Annotated in this window: 25 protein-coding genes and 2 other annotated features; all 25 genes read left to right on the top strand. The window is 41.1% G+C overall.

All coding sequences use genetic code 11. The features are described 5' to 3' along the window. The first annotated feature begins 45 nt into the window (after positions 1-45). Positions 46-1,005, top strand: coding sequence for a nuclease-related domain-containing protein (locus ACHUE4_RS14540; RefSeq protein WP_394191301.1), 960 nt, complete (start codon positions 46-48; stop codon positions 1,003-1,005). Positions 1,006-1,258: 253 nt separating this feature from the next. Then, on the top strand, positions 1,259-1,729 hold the full coding sequence (locus tag ACHUE4_RS14535) for a CtsR family transcriptional regulator (protein ID WP_394191299.1): 471 nt from the start codon (positions 1,259-1,261) through the stop codon (positions 1,727-1,729). 11 nt (positions 1,730-1,740) lie between these two features. Beyond that, positions 1,741-2,286 (top strand): UvrB/UvrC motif-containing protein, encoded by a 546-nt coding sequence (locus ACHUE4_RS14530; protein ID WP_394191297.1) that lies wholly within the window; start codon positions 1,741-1,743, stop codon positions 2,284-2,286. Continuing rightward, on the top strand, positions 2,276-3,379 hold the full coding sequence (locus tag ACHUE4_RS14525) for a protein arginine kinase (protein WP_394191295.1): 1,104 nt from the start codon (positions 2,276-2,278) through the stop codon (positions 3,377-3,379). The genes ACHUE4_RS14530 and ACHUE4_RS14525 overlap by 11 nt, the downstream gene beginning before the upstream one ends. After that, positions 3,369-5,807 (top strand): ATP-dependent protease ATP-binding subunit ClpC, encoded by a 2,439-nt coding sequence (gene clpC, locus ACHUE4_RS14520; RefSeq protein ID WP_394191293.1) that lies wholly within the window; start codon positions 3,369-3,371, stop codon positions 5,805-5,807. Before ACHUE4_RS14525 ends, clpC begins: the two co-directional genes overlap by 11 nt. Positions 5,808-5,867: 60 nt before the next feature. After that, positions 5,868-7,244 carry a DNA repair protein RadA gene (gene radA, locus ACHUE4_RS14515; RefSeq protein ID WP_394191291.1) on the top strand — a complete coding sequence of 459 codons (1,377 nt, stop codon included), beginning with the start codon at positions 5,868-5,870 and terminating at the stop codon, positions 7,242-7,244. 425 nt (positions 7,245-7,669) lie between these two features. Next, positions 7,670-8,746 (top strand): PIN/TRAM domain-containing protein, encoded by a 1,077-nt coding sequence (locus ACHUE4_RS14510; protein WP_394191289.1) that lies wholly within the window; start codon positions 7,670-7,672, stop codon positions 8,744-8,746. An 81-nt stretch (positions 8,747-8,827) separates the two neighbouring features. Continuing rightward, entirely contained in the window at positions 8,828-9,520 is a 693-nt protein-coding gene (gene ispD, locus ACHUE4_RS14505) for a 2-C-methyl-D-erythritol 4-phosphate cytidylyltransferase (protein ID WP_394191287.1), read from the top strand. Next, a complete protein-coding gene (gene ispF, locus ACHUE4_RS14500; protein ID WP_394191285.1) occupies positions 9,521-9,997 on the top strand; it encodes a 2-C-methyl-D-erythritol 2,4-cyclodiphosphate synthase in 477 nt (158 codons plus the stop codon). It abuts the gene before it with no gap. Between the two features lie 55 nt (positions 9,998-10,052). Beyond that, positions 10,053-11,516, top strand: a complete 1,464-nt coding sequence (gltX, locus tag ACHUE4_RS14495) for a glutamate--tRNA ligase (protein WP_394191283.1) — start codon at positions 10,053-10,055, stop codon at positions 11,514-11,516. A 57-nt stretch (positions 11,517-11,573) separates the two neighbouring features. Next, positions 11,574-11,797: a binding site (T-box leader), on the top strand. Between the two features lie 226 nt (positions 11,798-12,023). Next, the gene (gene cysE / locus ACHUE4_RS14490; protein WP_394191281.1) at positions 12,024-12,686 is read left to right on the top strand and encodes a serine O-acetyltransferase; all 663 of its coding nucleotides are present in this window, start codon (positions 12,024-12,026) and stop codon (positions 12,684-12,686) included. After that, positions 12,683-14,083: a cysteine--tRNA ligase gene (gene cysS / locus ACHUE4_RS14485; RefSeq protein ID WP_394191279.1), complete on the top strand. Its 1,401-nt coding sequence runs from the start codon at positions 12,683-12,685 to the stop codon at positions 14,081-14,083. Before cysE ends, cysS begins: the two co-directional genes overlap by 4 nt. After that, complete coding sequence (locus ACHUE4_RS14480; RefSeq protein WP_394191277.1) at positions 14,080-14,508, top strand: Mini-ribonuclease 3; 429 nt, start codon at positions 14,080-14,082, stop codon at positions 14,506-14,508. The genes cysS and ACHUE4_RS14480 overlap by 4 nt, the downstream gene beginning before the upstream one ends. Continuing rightward, positions 14,508-15,278, top strand: a complete 771-nt coding sequence (rlmB, locus tag ACHUE4_RS14475; RefSeq protein WP_394191275.1) for a 23S rRNA (guanosine(2251)-2'-O)-methyltransferase RlmB — start codon at positions 14,508-14,510, stop codon at positions 15,276-15,278. Before ACHUE4_RS14480 ends, rlmB begins: the two co-directional genes overlap by 1 nt. A 2-nt stretch (positions 15,279-15,280) precedes the next feature. Beyond that, the gene (locus tag ACHUE4_RS14470; RefSeq protein WP_394191273.1) at positions 15,281-15,790 is read left to right on the top strand and encodes an NYN domain-containing protein; all 510 of its coding nucleotides are present in this window, start codon (positions 15,281-15,283) and stop codon (positions 15,788-15,790) included. A gap of 70 nt (positions 15,791-15,860) precedes the next feature. After that, positions 15,861-16,511, top strand: a complete 651-nt coding sequence (sigH, locus tag ACHUE4_RS14465; protein WP_394191271.1) for an RNA polymerase sporulation sigma factor SigH — start codon at positions 15,861-15,863, stop codon at positions 16,509-16,511. A gap of 84 nt (positions 16,512-16,595) precedes the next feature. Next, positions 16,596-16,745 (top strand): 50S ribosomal protein L33, encoded by a 150-nt coding sequence (gene rpmG, locus ACHUE4_RS14460; RefSeq protein ID WP_394191269.1) that lies wholly within the window; start codon positions 16,596-16,598, stop codon positions 16,743-16,745. 55 nt (positions 16,746-16,800) lie between these two features. Then, positions 16,801-16,986, top strand: coding sequence for a preprotein translocase subunit SecE (secE, locus tag ACHUE4_RS14455; RefSeq protein ID WP_394191267.1), 186 nt, complete (start codon positions 16,801-16,803; stop codon positions 16,984-16,986). Between the two features lie 102 nt (positions 16,987-17,088). Next, positions 17,089-17,622: a transcription termination/antitermination protein NusG gene (gene nusG / locus ACHUE4_RS14450; protein WP_394191314.1), complete on the top strand. Its 534-nt coding sequence runs from the start codon at positions 17,089-17,091 to the stop codon at positions 17,620-17,622. Between the two features lie 178 nt (positions 17,623-17,800). Further along, positions 17,801-18,226: a 50S ribosomal protein L11 gene (gene rplK, locus ACHUE4_RS14445; protein ID WP_394191265.1), complete on the top strand. Its 426-nt coding sequence runs from the start codon at positions 17,801-17,803 to the stop codon at positions 18,224-18,226. 119 nt (positions 18,227-18,345) lie between these two features. Then, positions 18,346-19,047: a 50S ribosomal protein L1 gene (gene rplA, locus ACHUE4_RS14440; protein WP_394191263.1), complete on the top strand. Its 702-nt coding sequence runs from the start codon at positions 18,346-18,348 to the stop codon at positions 19,045-19,047. 41 nt (positions 19,048-19,088) lie between these two features. Next, positions 19,089-19,236: a sequence feature (ribosomal protein L10 leader region), on the top strand. A gap of 32 nt (positions 19,237-19,268) precedes the next feature. Beyond that, complete coding sequence (gene rplJ / locus ACHUE4_RS14435) at positions 19,269-19,769, top strand: 50S ribosomal protein L10 (RefSeq protein ID WP_394191261.1); 501 nt, start codon at positions 19,269-19,271, stop codon at positions 19,767-19,769. Between the two features lie 78 nt (positions 19,770-19,847). Beyond that, positions 19,848-20,210: a 50S ribosomal protein L7/L12 gene (gene rplL / locus ACHUE4_RS14430; RefSeq protein WP_394191259.1), complete on the top strand. Its 363-nt coding sequence runs from the start codon at positions 19,848-19,850 to the stop codon at positions 20,208-20,210. Between the two features lie 81 nt (positions 20,211-20,291). Beyond that, on the top strand, positions 20,292-20,897 hold the full coding sequence (locus ACHUE4_RS14425; RefSeq protein WP_394191257.1) for a class I SAM-dependent methyltransferase: 606 nt from the start codon (positions 20,292-20,294) through the stop codon (positions 20,895-20,897). Positions 20,898-21,133: 236 nt separating this feature from the next. Next, the gene (gene rpoB / locus ACHUE4_RS14420; protein ID WP_394191255.1) at positions 21,134-24,688 is read left to right on the top strand and encodes a DNA-directed RNA polymerase subunit beta; all 3,555 of its coding nucleotides are present in this window, start codon (positions 21,134-21,136) and stop codon (positions 24,686-24,688) included. Positions 24,689-24,695: the final 7 nt, after the last annotated feature.

Here is a 24,695-nt window from a genome sequence, read left to right as displayed (position 1 = left end):
AGACTTAATTATATTCAAATTAAGTCATATTAATTGGAGGGACTATTGAATCTTATAAGAAGAAAATCGGAGAAGTATTTGTTTTATGAAGCGTTGGAAAGACGACTAGTAAATGTGAGCACAATTAAGAATACGCTGCAAGAAACACTGAGAAAAGAAGGTGGAGGTTACGCAGGTGAACTAAGAGTAGATAGAGAGATAGAAGAGAGTGACTTCTTTACATCCTATATATTAATGAAAGGTTTAATCGTTGGGAATTCAACTTCCTACGCACAAATAGATACATTCATTATTCACGAAAAATTTTTATTAATTATTGAAGTGAAGAACCTCCCAGGCATAATAAAATTGGATAACCAACTTCATCAAATTACCCGCCAACGGGACAATGGTCCGGTAGAAGGGATGCGCAATCCGGAAGATCAACTGTTGAGAAGTGAACGTTTTGTTCGAAAATTCTTGTCCTTTCATAATATCCCAATGCCAGTCCATGGCTTGATCGTATTTTCAAATCCATCATCCGTTTTAGAGAAACCATTCTCAAAAAAGTCTGCTATTCATGTATCTGGATTACACCAAACATTAGAAAGCCTACATCTAATGTATGCGGATCATCTATACCCCAAATTTGAACCCCGCAGAATTCAACTCCTTTTCACTCAACACGAATTTGAATTAAATCCCTATAAACCTTCCCACATATTATCTAAAATTAACACGGAAATTTTGCAAGGTGTTTTGTGCCCACAGTGTATAAATAAAGTATTGATCTATCGGAATAAATTTTGGCGTTGCAACCAATGTAATTATAAAAATGCAGAAGAGCATAGACAGGCTCTGAAAGAATACAGATCATTGTTTAGTCATAAAGTGACAACAAAAGAGTGGATGAAGTTCTCTGGAATAAAGTCAGTATCGACTGCTTCAAGAATGCTTCAGAAGTCTAATTTGTTCGTGGATGGGACTTTTAAAAATCGAACGTATGTCATTCCTCGTGATATATGAGGTTAGGTTTTAATACAAGTTAACTTGGGTTATGAGACTACTTTGACGAGTAAATAGTGAAAGTTGACGAGTAAAGTTACAAAAGTGACGAGTAAAATGAAAAAGTTGACGAGTAAAACACAAAAAGTGACGAGTAAATCAGCGCAGGCACACCAATGCCCCACCCCTCAATGCATAAAAATTGCACACTCCCCACCCCCTCTTATATAATAAAGTCAAAGATAGTCAAAGTCAGGTGTTAGGGGGTGATTGCATGCGCAATATATCGGATATTATTGAAGGGTATTTGAAGAAAGTTATCGAATTAGATGATAAAGGGCATGTTGAGATTAAGCGCAGTGAAATTGCGGAACAATTTCAATGTGTACCTTCGCAAATAAATTATGTCATCAACACGCGTTTTACAGCGGACCGCGGGTATTTAGTGGAAAGTAAGCGTGGTGGAGGTGGCTATATTCGCATCGTACGAGTTCGTGCTCATACGAAAGTGGCTTTAATAGAAGGTATTATGAAAAGTTTGCAGCATGGGGCATCCCAGACAATGACAGAGGATATTGTGTTTCGGTTGATTGATGAAGATGTTGTCACCAAGCGAGAAGCCAAGATGATGTTGGCTGCGCTGGACCGAACCACATTGAATTTACCATTGCCAATGCGTGATGACATTAGGTCGCGTATCTTACACGCGATGCTTTTGACACTCAAGTATGAACAGGCAAAGTGAGGCGACTTGAAATGATTTGTGAAAATTGCAATCAACGACCAGTAAAAGTAACGGTTAAACAAGTTCAAAACGGGGAACAGGTGCAACGAAATCTTTGTGAAGTATGTGCCCAAAGTCTTCACCCGTTTCAAATGGATTTCCAACAAGATCCACTTTCGCTTCACCAATTGTTATCCAATTGGTTTGGTGTTCAAGAAAATGCACACGTTCAACAACAGCCAAAACCGAAAGTACAAGCTTGTACATCTTGTGGGTGGACCTTCCGTCAATTTTTAAATCAAGGTAAATTCGGTTGTGCCACATGCTATGAAAGCTTTCATGAACAATTACCAGATGTCTTTAAACGTTTGCACAACGGCAATGTGAAACATGTCGGGAAATCACCTGGTGCATTTGGCCAAACGCTTCAACTCAAAAAACAAATTGAAACAATTCGTCTTCATATGAAATCGGCGATTGAAGAAGAGAATTTCGAAGAAGCCGCTCGTTTACGAGATGAAGCGCGTTCGCTAGAAGAACAGCTTCAATCGGGAGGTGATCAACGCAATGTCAATTGAACGTTTTCTTGAAAACTCGGTTTCCAGTTGGATGGCCGGGCAAGGTGGTCACTCAGACATCGTCATGAGCACAAGGGTACGCTTAGCACGTAATTTAACGGGCTATCGTTTTCCGCTTTCATTTTCTGAAAATGAAGCACTGCAAGTTGATCAAGCTGTCTCATCCGTATTACTTGATGCAGGAGCGGAACTTGAGTCGAACTTTTCGTATATAAATATAAAAGAGCTGTCTGATCTTAATCGACAAGTATTAGTAGAAAAGCATTTAATTAGCCCAAAACTCGCCCATTCGGAAGTTGCGGGATCCGTCTTACTATCAGACGATGAAGCATTTAGTGTCATGATTAATGAAGAAGATCATATACGCATTCAGTGTTTATTTCCTGGATTGCAGTTAAACGAAGCGTATAAAAACGCTGATGCCATTGATGAGTTGCTAGAAAAGGAATTGCCTTACGCATTTGATGAACAATTTGGCTACTTAACAAGCTGCCCAACCAATACGGGAACCGGACTCCGTGCTTCCGTGATGATGCATTTACCGGCTTTAACAATGACGAAGCAAATGAATCGAATCGTAACCGCCATCACGCGTTTAGGGATGGTCGTTCGAGGGATTTACGGGGAAGGCAGTGAGGCACTTGGAAATGTCTATCAAGTCTCCAATCAAACAACGCTTGGTAAATCAGAAGAAGATATTTTAGTCGATTTGCAAAGTGTGACCGAACAAATTATTCAAAAAGAACGTGAAGCACGTGAAGTGTTAATGCGAGCTAGACCAAATGCGCTGGAAGACAAATTATACCGATCACTCGGCGTACTTACCTTTGCTCGCTCGATAACCACGGAAGAAGCGGGTCGCTGCTTATCTGACGTTCGATTAGGAATCGATCTCGGGTTAATAGACGGCGTCGATGTTTCGATTTTGAATGAATGCATGATTTTCATGCAACCTGGATTTTTACAACAATACGCAGGCATTACCCTACAAGCAGAAGAACGCGATGTGTTTCGTGCAAAGCTGTTTAGGGAACGTTTGCAAGTAGGTAGCAACAACGAAGAACAAGAAGGAGAGGAATCCCATGATGTTTAATCGATTTACACAACGCGCACAAAAAGTTCTCCAACTGGCTCAAGAAGAAGCCATTCGTATGAAACACGAGTCCATTGGAACTGAACATATATTATTAGGTTTAATTCGTGAAGGTGGCGGAATTGCAGCAAAAGCAATGGAAGCAATCGAAGTGAGTCCTCAAGTAATTGAGCAAGGAATCGAAGAATTAGTTGGAGTAGGTACTGGTGATGTTGGACCGATCGTTCATTACACGCCACGAGCGAAAAAAGTGATTGAGTTATCTGTAGACGAATCACGCAAATTAGGCCACTCCTATATTGGAACTGAGCATTTACTTTTAGCTTTAATTCGTGAAGGTGAAGGAGTAGCAGCTCGAGTTCTAAACAATGCAGGCGTTAGTTTGAATAAAGCACGCCAACAAGTATTGCAATTGCTAGGAAGCAATGATCACGTTCAATCGAGCGGGGGTTCAAATCCTGCAGCAAATACGCCAACACTTGATAGTCTGGCTCGTGACTTAACACAAATTGCACGTGAAGGTAGCCTGGACCCAGTCATTGGTCGCAGCAAAGAAATTACACGTGTCATTGAAGTGTTATCACGTCGTACGAAAAACAATCCGGTCCTAATCGGGGAGCCGGGTGTTGGTAAAACAGCGATTGCTGAAGGTCTAGCTCAACAAATTGTTCAAAACGAAGTGCCGGAAATTTTACGCGAAAAACGTGTGATGACACTTGATATGGGTACAGTTGTAGCAGGCACGAAATACCGTGGTGAATTTGAAGATCGCTTGAAAAAAGTGATGGACGAAATTCGTCAAGCAGGGAATGTTATTTTATTCATCGATGAGCTTCATACATTAATCGGAGCGGGTGGAGCAGAAGGTGCTATTGATGCATCAAACATTTTAAAACCTTCTCTAGCTCGTGGCGAACTTCAATGTATTGGTGCAACAACGCTTGATGAATACCGTAAATACATTGAAAAAGACGCTGCATTAGAGCGTCGTTTCCAACCGATTCAAGTTGATGAGCCATCTGTTGACGAGTCAATTCAAATTATTAAAGGACTTCGCGATCGTTACGAAGCACATCACCGTGTGAAAATAACAGATGCAGCAATCGAAGCGGCAGCGAAAATGTCTGATCGATACATTTCAGATCGTTTCTTACCAGACAAAGCTATTGATTTAATTGACGAAGCGGGCTCAAAAGTTCGTTTACGTTCATATACAACGCCACCAAATTTAAAAGAGCTGGAAGGTCGTCTTGAAGCGATTCGTTCAGAGAAAAATGCTGCCGTTCAAAGCCAAGAGTTTGAAAAAGCAGCGTCATTCCGTGATACAGAACAAAAGCTAAAAGAAGAGCTTGAAAGCACGAAGAAATCGTGGAAAGAAGAGCAAGGAAAAGCAGAATCTGAAGTAACAGTTGAAGACATTGCAGCTGTAGTTTCTATGTGGACTGGGATTCCTGTCTCTAAACTTGCACAAACAGAGTCTGACAAACTGTTAAAATTAGAAGAAACGCTTCATGAACGTGTCATTGGTCAATCTGAAGCGGTTACGGCAATTTCGAGAGCGGTTCGTCGTGCACGTGCTGGATTGAAAGATCCAAAACGTCCGATTGGGTCATTCATTTTCCTAGGGCCAACTGGTGTTGGTAAAACGGAACTTGCTCGTGCTCTAGCAGAGAGTATGTTTGGTGATGAAGATGCCATGATTCGCGTGGATATGTCTGAGTACATGGAAAAACACTCGACTTCACGTCTTGTTGGTTCACCTCCAGGGTACGTTGGATTCGAAGATGGCGGACAGTTAACTGAAAAAGTTCGTCGTAAACCTTACTCAGTTATTTTGTTGGATGAGATTGAAAAAGCACATCCAGACGTATTCAATATTTTGTTGCAAGTATTAGAAGATGGTCGCCTAACAGATTCGAAAGGTCGCACAGTCGACTTCCGAAACACGGTAGTGATCATGACATCTAACGTAGGTGCTGAAAACTTAAAGAAAAACAAATATGTTGGATTTAACCTACAAGATGGCGAACAACAATACAAAGACATGAAGGGCAAAATGCTTGAAGAGTTGAAAAAAGCCTTCCGTCCTGAGTTCTTAAACCGTGTAGATGAGATGATCGTGTTCCATTCATTAGAAAAAGAACACTTAAAAGAAATCGTTACTTTGATGACGGCTACTTTAACAAAACGCTTGCAAGAACAAGAAATTGAGCTTGAGTTGACAGAAGCGGCACAAGAAAAAATCACCAAAGAAGGCTACGATCCAGAGTACGGAGCTCGTCCTCTACGTCGTGCACTTCAAAAACATGTTGAAGATCGCTTGTCTGAAGAGCTGTTAAAAGGTACAGTTTTAACAGGACAAAACGTTGTCTTTGATGTTGAAAATGATGAATTCGTCGTTCGTACGAAAGCATCTGTAACGAAGTAAATCAATAGGAGCATTCCGGCAAGCTGTTCGGGATGCTCTTTTTTCTACATAGGAGGAACTATGGCAAAACGTAAAACGAAATTTATGTGTAATTCATGTGGATATGAGTCGGCGAAATGGATGGGACGTTGCCCTGGTTGTGGTGAATGGAACACCATGGTGGAAGAGATTGAAGTAGTTACCAAAGGCCCGCGTCGTACATTCCAACACTCTGAAAGTACCGCACAAAAAGCCACACCGATTACAGCGATTGAAATTGCAGAAGAACCACGAGTTGACACAGATTTAAACGAGTTGAACCGTGTACTTGGCGGCGGAATTGTGCCAGGTTCACTTGTCTTAATCGGGGGAGATCCCGGCATCGGGAAATCGACTTTATTGCTACAAGTATCTGCGTTACTGGCGAATAAAGGCCAGCGTGTCCTATACATGTCTGGTGAAGAATCAGTCCGTCAAACGAAATTGCGTGCAGAACGATTAGGCGTAACCTCTTCTGAACTTTATATTTATTCCGAAACGAATTTAGAGTTGGTGAATGAAGCCATTGATAGCGTCGAGCCTAAATTTGTCATTATCGATTCCATTCAAACGGTGCATCACCCAGAAGTAACTTCAGCTCCAGGTAGTGTATCTCAAGTTCGAGAATGTACGGCTGAATTAATGCGCATCGCGAAAACGAAAAATATTGCGATTTTCTTAGTTGGCCACGTAACGAAAGAAGGACAAATTGCTGGACCAAGGTTGCTTGAGCATATGGTAGACACGGTGCTGTATTTTGAAGGCGAACGCCATCATACATACCGTATTTTGCGCTCGCAGAAAAATAGATTTGGTTCAACTAACGAGATTGCGATCTTTGAAATGTTACAAGGCGGCTTAAAAGAAGTACTGAATCCATCTGAATTGTTTTTACAAGAACGCTCGCAAGGAGCTGCGGGATCAACAGTTGTTGCTTCCATGGAGGGAACACGTCCAATTCTAGTTGAGATTCAAGCGTTGGTTACCCCAACTAGCTTTAATTATCCAAAACGGATGGCAAGCGGGCTTGATCAAAACCGAGTGCAATTATTAATGGCTGTTTTAGAAAAACGTATGGGCATGCTCCTGCAAACACAAGATGCCTACATTAAAGTAGCTGGTGGCGTAAAATTAGACGAGCCAGCGATTGACCTAGCTGTCTTGACGACCATTGTGTCGAGTTATAAAGACGTAGCGGTAAGTGCGCACGATTGTTTTATTGGCGAAGTTGGTTTGACGGGAGAAGTTCGTCGCGTTTCGCGTGTTGAACAACGCGTGCAAGAAGCAGCAAAACTTGGCTTTAAAAGAGCCATTATTCCGGCATCTAATTTAGGAGGCTGGGATTTCCCAGAAGGTATCCGAGTTATTGGTGTTGAATCCGTAAACGACGCATTAAAAGAAGCTTTCCCAAACTCTTAAGGAGTGGGAAAGCTTCTTTTTGGGTATTACATGTTTCATGAGCAAGTAAACTAGGCTTGTGGGACGGGTTTGACGAGTAAAAGTGGAAAGTTGACGAGTAAAAGTATAAAAGTGACGAGTAAATCATCAAAGTTGACGAGTAAATCCCAGGCGTACGGCACTTCGTTTACCTGGAAATTACATGTCTCACGAGCAAGTAAACTAGGCTTGTGGGACGGGTTTGACGAGTAAAAGTGGAAAGTTGACGAGTAAAAGTATAAAAGTGACGAGTAAATCATCAAAGTTGACGAGTAAATCCAGGGGCGTCCCCAACCACCCTCACCCTCATCCTCTAAAACTTTCGATGCAACTTTACATACTGCGACCGCGTCAAAAAGGTGTTTCCAGATGAAAACGTGTATAATCAAAATCAGGAGGTGGGCTTATTGTTAAAGTGGATTATTCAAATTACATTTATTTTGATTGGTGGTACACTCGGGTTACTTTTATTACCGCAATTATACGAACTTATTAATTTATCTTCTAACCCGTGGCTAGACAATCCTTATGTATCAGTGCTTATAGGGGCCGTTATACTGTATGTATTAGCGTTGTTGTTGACGGATCATTTAATCGAGTTTATGAAGTGGATGGAAGAACGTTTGTTAGGGGCGCCAATTGCTGATTTACTGTTTGGGACGCTTGGCTTAATTATCGGATTGAGTGTGGCGTTCTTATTGAATTTCGCTGTCGACGCGATTGAGTTACCGTTTATTTCATCGGTGTTGCCTGTATTGTTGACGATTGTTTTGGGGTATCTTGGTTTCCAAGTTGGTTTCAAAAAGCGTGATGAAATGATGCAAATGATCGCTTCTAGTAAAACGCAAACGCCTAAGAAAAAAGGGGACGATTCTTCTCAAGACCTTCAGCAAGCTTCTTATAAGTTGCTTGATACGAGCGTCATTATTGATGGGCGTATTACGGATATTTCCGCAACAGGTTTTATTGAAGGAGTGCTGGTCGTTCCGCAATTTGTTTTGACGGAACTTCAACATATTGCGGATTCTTCGGATACGTTGAAACGAACTCGAGGTCGCCGTGGTCTTGATGTGTTAAAAGTGCTTCAAAATGAGCGTGCATCTGCTGTATTAATTACAGAAGAAGATTTTGATGATATTCAAGAAGTCGATTTGAAATTGGTTCGCCTTGCTAAAAAGATGGGCGGGGTCGTCGTGACAAACGATTTCAATTTGAATAAAGTCTGTGATCTTCATCAAGTGCCCGTGTTAAATATTAATGATTTGGCAAACGCTGTGAAACCGGTCGTTATTCCGGGTGAAGATATGCATATCGTCGTTATTAAAGATGGTAAGGAACAGAACCAAGGGGTTGCTTACTTAGATGACGGTACGATGATTGTGGTTGAGGACGGAAAATCATATATTGGTCAGGCGATTGATGTTGTCGTCACAAGTGTGCTACAAACATCAGCTGGACGAATGATTTTTGCGAAGAAGAAGTAAACAGGAAACGAGGCTGACTTCACCCGCCGGAGATTGATGGCGATGGAGACAGCCTCCTTTTCCATGATATGGGGTGACAGGATGGAATACGCGGTCGCATTACCTGCTGCTGGAAGCGGGAAAAGAATGGGAGCAGGGCAAAATAAGTTGTTTTTAACTTTGCGTGATGTACCCATACTGATTCATACACTTCGCGTGTTTGAAAAAGATCCGAGCTGTACCGCTATTTGGCTGGCAGTAAAACCAGAAGAACGTGAAATCATCACACAAATGCTTGAGCAATTTCAAATTACCAAAATAAAAGGAATGACGGATGGCGGATCGGAACGACAGCATAGTGTATATGCTTGCGTGAAAGCTGCGAAGGGAGCTCCCCTCATTTTGGTGCATGATGCGGCTCGGCCTTTTATTGAACCAACAGTCATTACCTCTCTTGTGAATAAAGCAAGTGTAGCTGGTGCAGCGATTGCTGGTGTGAAAGTAAAAGATACGATTAAAAAAGTGAAAGCCGGTCAGATTGAAGAGACGGTTGACCGTGAACAATTATGGATTATTCAAACCCCGCAAGCTTTTCAATATGAGATTTTAGCTAATGCGGAAGAGAAGGCATTGCAAGATGACTTTTTAGGTACAGATGAGTCGATGCTCGTTGAACGCATGGGGCTGCCTGTCCATATCGTTGAAAGTACATATGATAATGTGAAAATGACGACACAAGAAGATCTTCTTATTGGAGAAGTGATTTTACAAAAAAGACAACAGGAGGAAAACTAAATGTTTCGAGTTGGACAAGGGTTTGATGTTCATGAATTTGCGAAAAATCGACCACTTATTTTAGGTGGCGTTACGATTCCTTATGAAAAAGGGTTAATTGGTCACTCAGATGCCGATGTTTTATTACATACAGTAACAGATGCTGCACTAGGAGCTATTGGTGAAGGGGATATCGGACGTCATTTCCCAGATACAGATCCGGAATTTAAGGATGCTGATTCGGCAAAATTACTTTCGTACATTTGGAAAATCGTCGAAGGAAAAGGCTACAAACTAGGGAATGTGGATTGCACGATCATTGCACAAGCGCCTAAAATGGCACCTTATATTAATCAAATGCGTGATCGCATTGCGGAGTTGCTAAATGCAGATCCATCTCAAGTAAATGTCAAAGCTACGACAACTGAAAAACTAGGTTTTACAGGGCGTGGAGAAGGCATCGCGGCACAAGCTACGATATTGCTCATACAAAACTAAGGTTCAACGTGTTAAAATGAACAAAGTTTAGCACGTATTCGAGGAGGAAACACACATGACACAAGAAGTTCGCGTACGTTACGCACCGAGTCCAACAGGAAACTTACATATTGGTGGAGCTCGTACTGCTTTATTTAACTATTTATTTGCCCGCCATCACGGTGGGAAATTCATCGTTCGTATTGAAGATACTGATATCGAACGTAATATCGAAGGTGGAGAACTTTCGCAACTGGAGAACTTAAAATGGCTTGGCATTGACTATGATGAGTCCGTTGATATTGGTGGCCCTTATGCGCCATACCGTCAAATGGAGCGTCTTGATATTTATCAAAAACATGCTGAAGAAATGCTTGAGAACGGTCATGCTTATAAATGTTTCTGTTCAACAGATGAGTTAGAAGCTGAACGCGAAGCTCAAAAGGCGAAAGGCGTTGCTGCGCCTATGTACAAAGGGACTTGTCGTAACCTTACGAAAGAAGAAGTAGCAGAGAAAGAAGCTGCTGGTCTTACTTATACAATTCGTATGCGTGTTCCTGCGGATGTGACGTACACGTTCAAAGATTTAGTTCGTGGACCTGTCACGTTTGAATCAAAAGACGTAGGTGATTGGGTATTAGTGAAAGCGAACGGCATCCCAACTTACAATTATGCAGTCGTTTTAGATGATTACTTCATGAAAATTTCTCATGTTTTCCGTGGAGAAGAGCATTTATCGAATACGCCAAAACAAATCATGGTGTTCCAATCATTTGGTTGGGAAGCGCCTAAATATGGTCACATGACGTTGATCATTAATGAAAATCGTAAAAAACTTTCAAAACGTGATGAGTCAATCATTCAATTCGTGGCTCAATATAAAGATTTAGGATACATTCCTGAAGCGATGTTTAACTTCTTTGCTTTACTTGGATGGTCTCCTGAAGGTGAAGACGAAATTTTCTCGAAAGAAGATTTCATTCGCATGTTTGATGTTAATCGTTTGTCAAAATCTCCATCAATGTTTGATAAACAAAAATTAACGTGGATGAACAATCAGTATGTGAAGCAAATGTCTTTAGAAGAAGTAGTGGAATTAGCGTTACCGCATCTTCAGAAAGCTGATCGTTTACCTGAAACATTGTCAGCTGAAGAGAAGCAATGGGCAACAGATGTCATTGCGTTGTACCACGAGCAAATGAGCTTCGGTGCAGAAATTACGGAACTAACTGACCTATTCTTTAAAGATGAACTTGCATATGATGAAGAAGCGACTGAAGTTTTATCTGGAGAGCAAGTGCCGGAAGTGATGGCTGCATTTAAAGTGCAACTAGAGCAAATGGACGTACTAGAACCAGACGCCATTAAAGCGGCAATTAAAGCGGTTCAAAAAGAAACAGGACATAAAGGGAAGAACTTGTTTATGCCAATTCGTGTTGTGACGACTGGTCAAACACATGGTCCTGAATTGCCTAATGCGATCGCGTTAATCGGGAAAGAAAAAGTAATTGCGCGCGTTGAGAAGTACGCGAAACAATAAGTTTGACATTCCGTCATGATGGTGTGAAAATGAAGCTATCTTTTAACTGCATACATCAAGAAAGCTTTGATGAGGAGAAGTACATGAGGCAAGCTCTTTAGAGAGGACCACCACCGGCTGAAAGTGGTCTGAGCCTAGGCACTATGGAAATGCACCTCTGAGCGCTCAGCTGAAACAATTAGTAAGCGAGCCGATTCATCTACGTTACAGATGCCAAGCGGGAAGGATTGCTTTTTATCCTTTCAATCAGAGTGGAACCACGCCTATACAGCGTCTCTGTCATTCATTTGACAGGGACGCTTTTTTATTGGAATAAAAAAAGTTTTGCTTATACGTAGTTAACTTGGTTATGAGATGGGTTTGATTGATAAATGTGTGATTTTGATTGATAAATCCTCAGTTTGATTGATAAAACGCCAGTTTGATTGATAAACAGGCAGATTTGAGCGATAAACTTTTTTGCAAGCAAAAATAGAAAGTCGAAATGAGACAAAGGAGGAAAGCGTTATGTTTTCGCGCATGAAAGAAGATATAGAAGTTGTGTTTGAACAAGATCCCGCAGCAAGACGTGTCGTGGAAGTGGTATTAACCTATGCTGGACTCCACGCCATCTGGTCACATCGTGTGGCGCATGCGCTATTTAAGCGTAAATTGTTTTTCTTAGCACGGGTCGTTTCTCAAGTGAGCCGCTTTTTCACTGGGATTGAAATCCATCCTGGTGCGAAAATCGGTCGTCGCTTCTTCATTGACCATGGGATGGGGATTGTCATTGGAGAAACATGTGAAATCGGAAATAATGTCACTATTTTCCAAGGTGTCACACTAGGTGGGACAGGTAAAGAAAGAGGGAAACGTCATCCGACATTGCATGATAATGTTTTGGTGGCAACCGGGGCAAAAGTGTTAGGGTCCATCACAATTGGTGAAAATAGTAAGGTTGGCGCGGGTTCCGTTGTTTTAAAAGACGTACCACCTAACGCAACGGTCGTAGGGATTCCAGGTACAGTCGTCGTTCAAGATGGCGTAAAAGTGAAACGCAATTTGGATCATCAAGATTTACCGGATCCGGTTGCTGATAAATGCGATATGTTGGAACATAAAATTAGTGTATTAAGAGATGAAGTTAAACGTTTGAGTGATGAGATAGAAAAGGAGCGAACTGTGAAATGAGTATTCAAATTTACAACACATTAACACGTCAAAAAGAGCCTTTTATTCCTTTAGAAGAAGGAAAGGTCAAAATGTATGTATGTGGACCAACTGTTTACAATTACATTCACATTGGGAATTCCCGTCCTGTTATTGTTTACGATACGGTTCGCCGCTATTTAACGTACCGTGGATTTGAGGTGAATTTCGTTTCTAATTTCACAGATGTGGACGACAAAATTATTAAAACTGCTAATGAACTTGGAGAAGAAGTGTCGGAATTAACGGAGCGATTCATCGCTGCGTATTTTGAAGACGTTACCGCTTTAGGATGCAAAAAAGCGGATGCGCATCCACGTGTGACAGAACATATGGACAGCATCATCGAATTTATTGGCGTATTGATCGAAAAAGGTTTTGCTTACGAATCTCAAGGAGATGTCTATTACCGAACGCGTAAATTTGAGGGGTATGGCAAATTATCTCATCAATCAGTCGATGATTTAAAAATTGGTGCGCGCATTGAAACGGGTGAAAAGAAAGAGGATGCACTCGACTTTGCTCTTTGGAAAGATGCAAAACCAGGTGAGATTTCTTGGGATAGTCCATGGGGTAAAGGGCGTCCGGGTTGGCATATTGAATGTTCCGTTATGGTTCGTGAAATTTTAGGGGATACCATTGATATTCATGCGGGAGGTCAAGATTTAACATTCCCTCATCATGAAAATGAAATTGCTCAGTCTGAAGCTTATACCGGAAAGCAATTTGCTCGATATTGGATGCATAATGGATATATTAATATTGATAATGAAAAGATGTCAAAATCACTCGGTAACTTTGTACTGGTGAATGACATTCGCAAGCAGATTGACCCGCAAGTGTTACGTTTCTTTATGATGTCCGTGCATTATCGCAACCCAATCAACTTCTCACAAGAACTTGTGGAGAATGCGAAAGCTGGGTTAGAGCGTATTCGAACGTCGTATGCGAATTTAGCACATCGCCTTGAAGCTTCACCAGAACTAGGCGACCATGCCGATATTTGGTTGCATAAAATCGAAGAAGTGAAAACGCAATTTGTTAAGTCGATGGATGACGACTTTAATACTGCGAATGGGATTGCTGCTTTATTTGAACTATCGAGTTTAGCGAATACGTATTTGATGGAAGCTCATACAGAAGCGAACGTTCTTGAGAACTTTATGAGTACGTTAAAAGAGTTAGCGGGTGTTCTTGGAGTTGAAATGGATGTTCAAAAAGAAGTGCTCGATGAAGAAATCGATGCTTTAATTGAAGAAAGAATTCAAGCTCGTCAAAATAAAGACTTTGCTCGAGCGGATGAGATTCGCGACCAATTAAAAGAAATGAATATTCTTTTAGAAGATACGGCGCAAGGAATACGTTGGAAGCGCGGATGACAAATGAATACACTTTACGAAACGCAGATGTTAAACAGTTAAATTCGTTAGCGCTAGCGTACATGGGAGATGCGGTTCTTGAACAATATGTTCGCGAGCATCTCCTGCGTTCGGGGCGTGTAAAACCAAATACGCTTCATAAAGAAGCGACGAAATACGTATCAGCTAAGGCGCAAGCGAAAGTTGTTCATAACATGCTGGAAGCTAAATTTTTGTCGGATGAAGAAGAGGCAATTCTTCGAAGAGGACGAAATGCGAAGTCTGGAACGGTTCCAAAAAACACAGATTTACAAACGTATAAATACAGTACGGGGTTTGAAGCGGTCATCGGAAGCTTATATTTACAAGGACAAGCTGAACGAGTTCGTGAAATTATTGAACGTGCAATAACGATTAGTGAAGAACCGAAAGGAGACGTGACGTGATGAATGAAGAAATAAAAGAACCAACCAATGAGATCCTCTCAGGCAAAAACCCTGTCCTAGAAGCACTTCGCTCAGGTCGCGAAATGAATAAAGTGTGGATTGCTGAAGGTGTTAAGAAGGCTGGAATTGCTGAACTTTTGCAATTAGCTAAAGAAGCGGGACTCATCGTTCAGTTCGTACCAAAAAACAAAATCGATCAATTAACGGACGGTGCAACTCACCAAGGGATTGCCGCGTCGGTGGCAGCTTATAAATATGCGGAGCTTGACGATTTATTTGAAAGTGCAGCTTCTCGCAATGAAGATCCTTTCTTTTTAATTTTAGATGAACTTGAAGATCCTCATAATTTGGGCTCGATCTTAAGAACAGCAGATGCAACTGGGGTTCATGGTGTGATTATTCCACGTAGACGTGCCGTTGGATTAACGGCGATTGTTGCCAAAACATCAACAGGTGCGATTGAACATATTCCTGTTGTTCGCGTGGGGAATTTAGCGCAAACGGTTGAAGATTTGAAAAAGCGCGGGGTATGGATTGCTGGAACAGATGCAAAAGGATCAGCTGATTATCGCCGCATGGATGCCAAGTTACCACTTGCCATTATTATTGGAAGCGAAGGGAAAGGGATGAGTAGACTGTTAAAGGATAAATGTGATTTCCTTTACAACATGCCAATGGTCGGAAAAGTGACATCGTTAAATGCATCAGTAGCGGCAGCTATTTTAATGTATGAAGTGTTACGCAACCGCCTTCCAGTCAATGGTAACTGATTGTGGACATTTTGCTCGTCGATGGGTATAACATCATTGGCGCATGGAAAGAGCTCCGAGCTTTAAAAGCAGACAAGTTAATCGATGCCCGCGATCGGTTAATTGAAATGATGGCGGAATATAAGGCTTATTCTGGATGGCGAGTGATTGTCGTTTTTGATGCACACTTAGTGCCGGGAATTGAGCATAAGAACATTCAGCATGCGGTGGAAGTTATTTATACACGAAAAAACGAAACCGCGGATGAACGAATTGAAAAGCTAGCCGCATCCTTACCTACGAGAAGAGATCAAGTGCATGTTGCGACATCGGATTTAACGGAGCAATGGGTTATTTTTGCGCAAGGTGCACTTCGTATTTCTGCACGTGAATTAGAAATCGAGATGGAACAGGTTCAAAGGAAAATCACGAAGAATGTCAAAATCATTCAAGAGAAACGTCCCACGTCAAAAATTCCTCTTTCTGCAGAAGTGACAGAAATTTTCGAAAAATGGCGAAGAGGAATGAAATGAGCCGTTGACGCTAGATTTCCACTTCCTGTATACTAGGTCTAACTACGTAGGCAGAGCAGAGGTGATTCCGTTGATAAAGAGCGACCATGTTCACTTAAAGCTACAACAATTCGATGATTTAGTAGATGAAGAGATAGTGGAACTGGTCCATAATGGGAACACGGACGCACTTGATTTCTTGATTACGAAATATCGTTCTTTTGTCCGTATGAAAGCAAGATCATACTTTTTAATCGGAGCCGATAAAGAAGATATTATTCAAGAAGGCATGATTGGACTCTATAAATCTATTCGAGATTTCAGAGGGGACAAGCTATCTTCGTTTCGCGCTTTTGCTGAACTTTGTATTACGCGTCAAATTATTACGGCGATTAAAACTGCCACACGTCAAAAACACATTCCGCTGAATTCCTATGTGTCGCTGGACAAGCCTATTTATGATGAAGAGTCTGATCGAACATTAATGGATGTCATATCGGGGTCGGTTATTGATGACCCAGGAGAAATAATGATTCATCGAGAAGACTTCGATTACATGGAAGGAAAAATGGCTGAGATTTTAAGTGAGCTTGAAAGACAAGTATTGGCGCTTTACTTAGATGGACAGTCGTATCATGAGATTTCGGAAGAACTCAATCGACATGTAAAATCGATTGATAATGCACTTCAACGCGTGAAGCGGAAACTAGAACGACACATTGAAATAGGTGGCGTTCATTAACTTGACTCTCTAGGGTGCTGTTGACAGCCTTTTCTAGAGGTGATAGTCTTTAACAATACTCATGAACGATAAAAAGGTGAGAATATGGCTAAAAAAGTCGTGTTGAGTTGTGATCAATGTGGATCTCGAAACTATACAGTTCCTTCTTCAAAAGAAGGCTCTAATGAGCGTTTAGAACTCAAAAAGTTTTGTTCGCATTGTAAAGCGCATACGATACACAAACAAACGTTATAACTCTTTACTTCAAGTTGAAGAATATAGATATTTGGTACTCGGAGGGTAAATTAGAATGGCGAATATTAGTGGTTTTTTTGGTAATGTAGTATCAGAAATGAGAAAAGTAAGCTGGCCAAAACGTAAAGAACTAACTCGTTACACGATTATTGTTCTATCAACAGTTGTGGTTATGGCTTTATTCTTCGCAGTTATTGATTTAGGAATTTCAGAAGCAGTTCGATGGTTCCTTGCACTGTAATTTGATAACAGATATTATTATTGGAAATAGCCCGTCTTATTCTACGAACGGGTTTTTTCATGTGTCTAAGAAAGGGAGGGACGGACGACAGTCCTACTCATGATGGAAAAGAATTGGTATGTAGTACACACGTATTCAGGATACGAAAACAAAGTAAAAGCAAATTTAGAAAAGCGTGTCGAGACAATGGGCATGTCAGACTTAATCTTCCGTGTCATCATTCCGGAAGAGCAAGAAACAGATTTTAAAGATGGGAAAAAGCGTGTCGTGATGCGTAAAACATTCCCTGGTTATGTATTAGTTGAACTAATCATGACGGATGATTCTTGGTATGTTGTTCGTAACACGCCTGGCGTTACAGGATTCATCGGTTCATCTGGTGGCGGAGCAAAACCAACGCCTTTATTGCCAGAAGAAGTGGATTTCATCTTGAAACAAATGGGTATGACAGAGCGCAAACAAGTTGCTGAATTCACTGTCAATGAAATGGTCGAAGTATTAGAAGGACCTTTCGCTCACTTCCAAGGTAAAGTGGAAGAGATTGATGAAGCTAAAGGTAAGTTGAAAGTTTCTGTTGATATGTTTGGACGCGAAACGAAAATGGAGCTTGACTTCGATCAGGTTCATAAAATTTAATTTTGAAAAGCTACTTGCGCTAGTCATGTAAAAGTGTTATTATTTCAAAGGTCAGACTATATTTTGTGATAGTCTGCACAATTTAGCTCATGTTATCGGCTATTAAGCTGACAGGACAGATATTTGAGTGGGAGGGGCAACCCTATTACCACATCACGGACTTAAGGAGGTGTGTCTCGTGGCTAAAAAAGTTATTAAAATGGTAAAATTACAAATTCCAGCTGGTAAAGCAAACCCAGCGCCGCCGGTTGGTCCAGCATTGGGTCAAGCAGGTGTTAACATCATGGGATTCTGTAAGGAGTTCAACGCACGTACGGCAGATCAAGCTGGACTAATTATCCCTGTTGAAATTTCTGTATTTGAAGACCGTTCATTTACATTCATTACAAAAACTCCACCCGCAGCAGTATTACTTAAAGTGGCGGCTGGTATCCAGTCAGGTTCTGGTGAACCAAACCGCAAAAAAGTTGCAACGGTGAAGCGTGATAAAGTTCGCGAAATCGCTGAACAAAAAATGCCAGACCTTAACGCAGCATCAGTCGAAGCGGCTATGTTGATGGTTGAAGGAACTGCGCGTAGCATGGGTATTACGATCGAAGACTAATCCCTTGCACTTGATGATGCATTGTTTTTGGAGGGTTGCGGACGTTCATTTTGGACACGCAACCTTTATTCGTGGGAGGTTTAACCCGTTATAACCACAATCAAGGAGGACATTTTACAATGGCTAAAAAAGGTAAAAAGCTGCAAGATGCAGCAAAATTAGTAGACCGTAACAAATTCTATTCTGCTCAAGAGGCAGTAGAACTTGCTAAAAAAACAAGTACTGTTAACTTTGACGCAACTGTTGAAGTAGCATTCAAACTTGGTATCGATACTCGTAAAAATGACCAACAAATCCGTGGAGCAGTAGTACTTCCAAACGGAACTGGTAAAACTCAACGTGTATTAGTTTTCGCTAAAGGCGAAAAATTAAAAGAAGCTGAAGCTGCTGGTGCTGACTTCGTAGGTGATGCAGAATTCATCACTAAAATCCAACAAGGATGGTTTGACTTCGATGTAATCGTAGCTACTCCTGACATGATGGGTGAAGTTGGTAAATTAGGACGCGTACTTGGACCAAAAGGTTTAATGCCGAATCCGAAAACAGGTACAGTAACTTTCGACGTAACGAAAGCAATCGAAGAAATCAAGGCTGGTAAAGTTGAATACCGTGCTGACAAAGCAGGGATCATTCACGCGCCAATCGGTAAAGTTTCTTTCGATGACAATAAATTAGTTGAAAACTTCTTAGCAGTATTTGATGTAGTACAAAAAGCGAAGCCTTCTGCTTCTAAAGGTACTTACATGAAATCTGTTAACGTTACAACAACGATGGGTCCTTCTGTAAAAGTTGACGCATCAGCTGTAAAATTATCTAACTAAGGTTGACAACGATTTAATCGTCTGTTAAGATGATTTTTGTTGTGAATCATTCATTTGTACCGTAGACAGTAGGGGCGACTTGTCGCATAATGATCCTACCGAGGACATGCATTCGAATTCTTTAATTTTAAGATGACGTTTCAGCCCCTGTGTCTATGTATATAGAGCAGGGGCTTTTCTTTTGCCGGTATAAGTGACTCATTCTAATAGGAGGTGTCAAGATGAGCAAAGCTATGGAATCTAAACAAGTTCGCGTTGAAGAGATTACAGAAAAATTCAAAGGTGCTGCGACTGCTGTTGTAGTTGACTACCGTGGATTGAACGTATCTCAATTAACTGAACTTCGTAAGCAACTTCGTGAAGCAGGCGTTGAGTTCAAAGTTTACAAAAACACAATGACTCGCCGTGCAACTGAAGTAGCTGGACTTGAAGGATTGAACGAATTCCTTACAGGACCAAACGCAATTGCGTTTTCTTCTGAAGATGTAGTAGCGCCAGCGAAAATCATCAACGATTTCGCTAAAAAGAACGAACAGCTTGAAATCAAAGCTGGTGTGATTGAAGGTACAATCGCATCTGCTGACGATATTAAAGCACTTGCAGAGCTTCCTTCTCGCGAAGGTTTGTTGTCTATGCTACTCAGCGTACTTCAAGCTCCAATGCGCAACTTCGCTCTTGTTACAAAAGCAGTTGCAGAACAAAAAGAAGAGCAAGGCGCGTAATTCATTACTCGGCTTAGCTGTTTAACCATCTGGGTGTTACCCAAAAACAAAAAATATTCCTATTAGGAGGAACATACAATGAACAACGAGCAAATCTTAGAAGCAATCAAAGGTATGACTGTTCTTGAATTAAACGACTTAGTAAAAGCAATCGAAGAAGAATTTGGCGTTACAGCTGCTGCACCAATGGCTATGGCTGCTGGTGGCGGTGCTGCTGCTGAAGAAGAGAAAACTGAATTTGACGTTATCTTAACTTCTGCTGGAGACCAAAAAATTAAAGTAATCAAAGTGGTTCGTGAAATCACTGGATTAGGCTTAAAAGAAGCTAAAGAAGTTGTAGACAACTCTCCTAAAGCTCTTAAAGAAGGCGTTTCTAAAGAAGAAGCTGAAGAAATCAAAGCTAAACTTGATGAAGTTGGCGCTTCTTCAGAAGTAAAATAATTTCGATTATCAGTACTGGAAAGCTCGTCATTTACCGACGGGCTTTTTCTTCATTTCTCAAATAGGTTGGAGGATTACCGTATGGCTGAACATTATTATTCCAAAAAACCTCAAACAGCAAGCAATCCCAAGTCTTGGAGTTTTAAACTGCGAGGACATCTGTTTCATTTTGTCACGGATACAGGAGTTTTTAGTAAAAGCGAAGTAGATTTTGGATCCCGTGTCTTAATCGATGCGTTTAAAGTTCCTGCAATTGAAGGCGATATATTGGATGTTGGATGTGGTTATGGACCGATTGGTTTATCGATCGCGAAGACGGAAGAAGATCGCGTGATTCATATGGTCGACATTAATGAACGAGCGGTACAGCTTTCGCAACAAAATGCGGATGGTAACGGGGTACAAAATGTACGAATCTATGAAAGTGATGGATTAACTGAGGTTTCTGAAATGGATTTTGCTGCAATTTTAACAAACCCTCCGATTCGGGCAGGCAAAGAAACGATTTTTCGTTTTTATGAAGATGCTTACAAGAAGATGAAGGTTGATGGGGAATTGTGGGTTGTGATTCAAAAGAAACAAGGGGCTCCTTCTACTTTCGATAAGTTAGAAGAAATTTTTGGTCAAGTTGAAGTGGTAGATAAGGTCAAAGGCTACTGGATTATTAAGGCTAATAAAGTCAAATGATTATTGACTTGACAAAATCGCTATGATATTATAATAAAATGCAAAAATATTATTTTGCGGTCGTATGCCCTTTTGTATAAAGATAATTTATCAGTGGGTATACTTACCAAGAATAAGTTTGGTTAACCGAAAATGAGCTCTTTTAAGAACTCGTTTTCTTTTTGTCTTTTCGACATCATACACTAAATATGTTGTTCAGAAAAGACCTAATATTGCTTTATTGAGGGGTGAATGAGTTGACAGGTCAACTAGTTCAATACGGACAACACCGTCAGCGTAGAAGTTTTGCGCGTATTAGCGAGGTGCTGGAACTTCCGAATTTAATAGAAATTCAAACAGCATCTTACGAATGGTTCCTCGAAGAAGGATTGCGTGAAATGTTCAGAGACATTTCTCCGATTACGGATTTCACGGGTAATCTTTCACTCGAGTTTATCGATTATACTTTGGCTGATCCTAAGTATCCAGTCGATGAATCAAAAGAACGTGATGTAACTTACGCAGCTCCACTACGCGTAAAAGTACGTCTCCACAACAAAGAAACAGATGAAGTGAAAGAACAAGACGTGTTCATGGGTGATTTCCCACTTATGACCGAAACTGGTACTTTCGTCATCAACGGTGCTGAGCGCGTTATTGTATCGCAATTAGTCCGTTCACCAAGTGTTTACTTCCATGACAAAACTGACAAAAACGGTAAAAAAGGATTCGGTGCTACCGTAATTCCTAACCGTGGTGCGTGGTTAGAGTATGAAACAGATGCGAAAGACGTTGTTTATGTTCGTATCGATCGTACTCGTAAATTACCGGTAACGGTTCTTTTACGTGCATTAGGCTTTGGTTCTGATCAAGAAATTATCGATCTTATTGGCGATAACGAATACCTAAGCAATACGTTGGAAAAAGATAACACAGAAAGCACAGAAAAAGCATTGCTTGAAATTTATGAGCGTCTTCGTCCAGGCGAGCCGCCAACAGTTGAAAGCGCGAAAAGTCTGTTGTACTCTCGTTTCTTCGACCCAAAACGCTATGACTTAGCAAATGTTGGTCGCTATAAAATGAATAAAAAACTACACATCAAAAACCGTTTGTTCAATCAAACAGTTGCTGAAACGCTTGTAGACCCTGAAACTGGAGAAATTTTAGTTGAAAAAGGTACTGTAATTGATCGTCGTACGTTAGATCGTCTAATCCCTCATTTAGAGAATGGAATCGGATTCCAAACAATTTCTCAAGTTGGTGGCGTATTAGAAGGAGATATCACACTTCAATCAATCAAAATCTTTGCACCTAACGATGAAGCGCAACGTGAAATTAATGTCATCAGCAATGCTTATATTGAAGATGCGATTAAAAATATCACGCCAGCGGATATTATTTCTTCTATTAGTTACTTCTTTAACCTACTTCACAACGTTGGAAACACGGATGACATCGATCATCTTGGTAACCGTCGTTTGCGTTCAGTAGGTGAGTTGTTACAAAACCAGTTCCGTATTGGTCTTTCTCGTATGGAGCGTGTAGTACGTGAACGTATGTCTATTAACGACACTCAATCTATTGTGCCACAACAATTGATCAATATTCGTCCGGTAATTGCTTCTATTAAAGAATTCTTTGGTAGCTCTCAATTATCTCAGTTCATGGATCAAACGAATCCACTTGCTGAATTGACTCACAAACGCCGTCTATCGGCATTAGGACCCGGTGGTTTAACGCGTGAACGTGCAGGATTCGAAGTACGCGACGTTCATTACTCTCACTATGGTCGTATGTGTCCAATTGAAACGCCTGAGGGTCCGAATATTGGACTAATTAACTCGCTTTCAAGTTTCGCGAAAGTAAATAAATTCGGCTTTATTGAAACTCCTTACCGTCGAGTTGACCCTGAAACAAACCTTGTAACTAGTCGTATTGATTATTTAACTGCCGATGAAGAAGATAACTATGTAGTAGCTCAAGCAAATTCTCGTCTAACTGACAAGGGTGAGTTTGTAAGCGAAGAAGTAGTAGGTCGTTTCCGTGGAGATAACACGGTATTCAAACGCAGCAGTATCGATTACATGGATGTTTCACCGAAACAAGTTGTATCTGCCGCTACGGCATGTATTCCTTTCTTAGAAAACGATGACTCCAACCGTGCCCTAATGGGTGCGAACATGCAACGTCAAGCTGTTCCATTATTAAACCCAGAAGCTCCTTTTGTAGGAACTGGTATGGAACATACAAATGCTCGTGATTCTGGAGCTGCTGTTATTGCGAAGTTTGATGGAATCGTTGAACACGTTGAAGCGAAAGAAATTCGTGTTCGTCGTATCGAAGAAATCGATGGCAAAGAAGTAAAAGGCGATTTAACTAAATATAAATTACAAAAATTCGTCCGTTCTAACCAAGGAACGAGTTATAACCAACGTCCAATCGTTAAGATTGGTGACCGCGTGAAACCGCGTGACATTTTAGCTGATGGTCCATCTATGGAAAAAGGCGAAATGGCATTAGGACGTAACGTTGTCGTGGCATTCATGACATGGGAAGGTTATAACTACGAGGATGCGATCATCATGAGTGAGCGCCTTGTAAAAGACGATGTATATACATCTGTTCATATTGAAGAATATGAGTCAGAGTCTCGTGATACGAAGCTTGGACCAGAAGAAATCACACGTGATATTCCAAACGTTGGGGAAGATGCACTTCGCAATTTAGACGAGCGTGGCATTATCCGTATCGGTGCGGAAGTTCGCGATGGCGATATTCTTGTAGGTAAAGTAACACCTAAAGGGGTTACTGAACTGACTGCAGAAGAGCGTTTACTACACGCAATCTTTGGAGAAAAAGCACGTGAAGTTCGTGATACATCTCTACGTGTACCTCATGGTGCAGGCGGAATTATCTTGGACGTGAAGGTCTTTAATCGTGAAGATGGCGATGAGTTACCACCAGGTGTAAACCAATTGGTGCGTGCTTACATCGTTCAAAAGCGTAAAATCTCTGTTGGAGATAAAATGGCTGGTCGTCATGGTAACAAAGGTGTAATTTCGCGTATTCTTCCTGAAGAAGATATGCCGTTTATGCCTGATGGTACGCCAGTCGATATCATGCTTAACCCACTTGGGGTTCCATCTCGTATGAACATCGGTCAAGTACTTGAGCTTCACTTAGGTATGGCTTCTCGTGCACTTGGCATTCATATGGCATCACCAGTATTTGATGGTGCAAATGAAGATGACGTTTGGAACACGATGGAAGAAGCTGGTATGAACCGAGATGGTAAAACAACGTTATACGATGGTCGCTCTGGTGAACCTTTCGATAACCGTGTTTCTGTCGGAGTTATGTACATGATCAAGTTAGCGCATATGGTCGACGATAAGTTACATGCGCGTTCAACTGGACCTTACTCATTAGTAACGCAACAACCGCTTGGTGGTAAAGCACAATTCGGTGGACAACGTTTCGGTGAGATGGAGGTTTGGGCTCTAGAGGCTTATGGTGCTGCTTATACACTTCAAGAAATCTTGACAGTGAAATCCGATGACGTGGTTGGCCGTGTGAAAACATATGAAGCCATCGTTAAAGGCGAAAGCGTTCCAGAACCAGGAGTTCCAGAATCTTTCAAAGTATTAATTAAAGAGCTTCAAAGTTTAGGTATGGACGTTAAAATGATGACCATTACCGATGAGGAAGTTGAATTGCGTGATTTAGATGAAGAAGACGATCTTCAACCTACTGACGCACTAAACATCTTACCGATGAACACAGAAGAAGCACCTGTAGGATCTGTGGAATAAAAGAATT

The sequence above is a fragment of the Paenisporosarcina quisquiliarum genome (assembly GCF_043641925.1).
Lineage (GTDB): Bacteria > Bacillota > Bacilli > Bacillales_A > Planococcaceae > Paenisporosarcina > Paenisporosarcina quisquiliarum_A.
The sequence above is the reverse complement of the archived record's forward strand: the minus strand, read 5'-3'. Positions and strand labels throughout refer to the sequence as shown.

Coding starts and splice junctions, on each gene's coding strand:
- ACHUE4_RS14535 (WP_394191299.1), top strand. CDS start 1,259: ATGCGCAATATATCGGATATTATTGAAGGGTATTTGAAGAAAGTTATC.
- ACHUE4_RS14530 (WP_394191297.1), top strand. CDS start 1,741: ATGATTTGTGAAAATTGCAATCAACGACCAGTAAAAGTAACGGTTAAA.
- ACHUE4_RS14525 (WP_394191295.1), top strand. CDS start 2,276: ATGTCAATTGAACGTTTTCTTGAAAACTCGGTTTCCAGTTGGATGGCC.
- clpC (WP_394191293.1), top strand. CDS start 3,369: ATGATGTTTAATCGATTTACACAACGCGCACAAAAAGTTCTCCAACTG.
- radA (WP_394191291.1), top strand. CDS start 5,868: ATGGCAAAACGTAAAACGAAATTTATGTGTAATTCATGTGGATATGAG.
- ispD (WP_394191287.1), top strand. CDS start 8,828: ATGGAATACGCGGTCGCATTACCTGCTGCTGGAAGCGGGAAAAGAATG.
- ispF (WP_394191285.1), top strand. CDS start 9,521: ATGTTTCGAGTTGGACAAGGGTTTGATGTTCATGAATTTGCGAAAAAT.
- gltX (WP_394191283.1), top strand. CDS start 10,053: ATGACACAAGAAGTTCGCGTACGTTACGCACCGAGTCCAACAGGAAAC.
- cysE (WP_394191281.1), top strand. CDS start 12,024: ATGTTTTCGCGCATGAAAGAAGATATAGAAGTTGTGTTTGAACAAGAT.
- cysS (WP_394191279.1), top strand. CDS start 12,683: ATGAGTATTCAAATTTACAACACATTAACACGTCAAAAAGAGCCTTTT.
- ACHUE4_RS14480 (WP_394191277.1), top strand. CDS start 14,080: ATGACAAATGAATACACTTTACGAAACGCAGATGTTAAACAGTTAAAT.
- rlmB (WP_394191275.1), top strand. CDS start 14,508: ATGAATGAAGAAATAAAAGAACCAACCAATGAGATCCTCTCAGGCAAA.
- rpmG (WP_394191269.1), top strand. CDS start 16,596: ATGGCTAAAAAAGTCGTGTTGAGTTGTGATCAATGTGGATCTCGAAAC.
- secE (WP_394191267.1), top strand. CDS start 16,801: ATGGCGAATATTAGTGGTTTTTTTGGTAATGTAGTATCAGAAATGAGA.
- nusG (WP_394191314.1), top strand. CDS start 17,089: ATGGAAAAGAATTGGTATGTAGTACACACGTATTCAGGATACGAAAAC.
- rplA (WP_394191263.1), top strand. CDS start 18,346: ATGGCTAAAAAAGGTAAAAAGCTGCAAGATGCAGCAAAATTAGTAGAC.
- rplJ (WP_394191261.1), top strand. CDS start 19,269: ATGAGCAAAGCTATGGAATCTAAACAAGTTCGCGTTGAAGAGATTACA.
- rplL (WP_394191259.1), top strand. CDS start 19,848: ATGAACAACGAGCAAATCTTAGAAGCAATCAAAGGTATGACTGTTCTT.
- ACHUE4_RS14425 (WP_394191257.1), top strand. CDS start 20,292: ATGGCTGAACATTATTATTCCAAAAAACCTCAAACAGCAAGCAATCCC.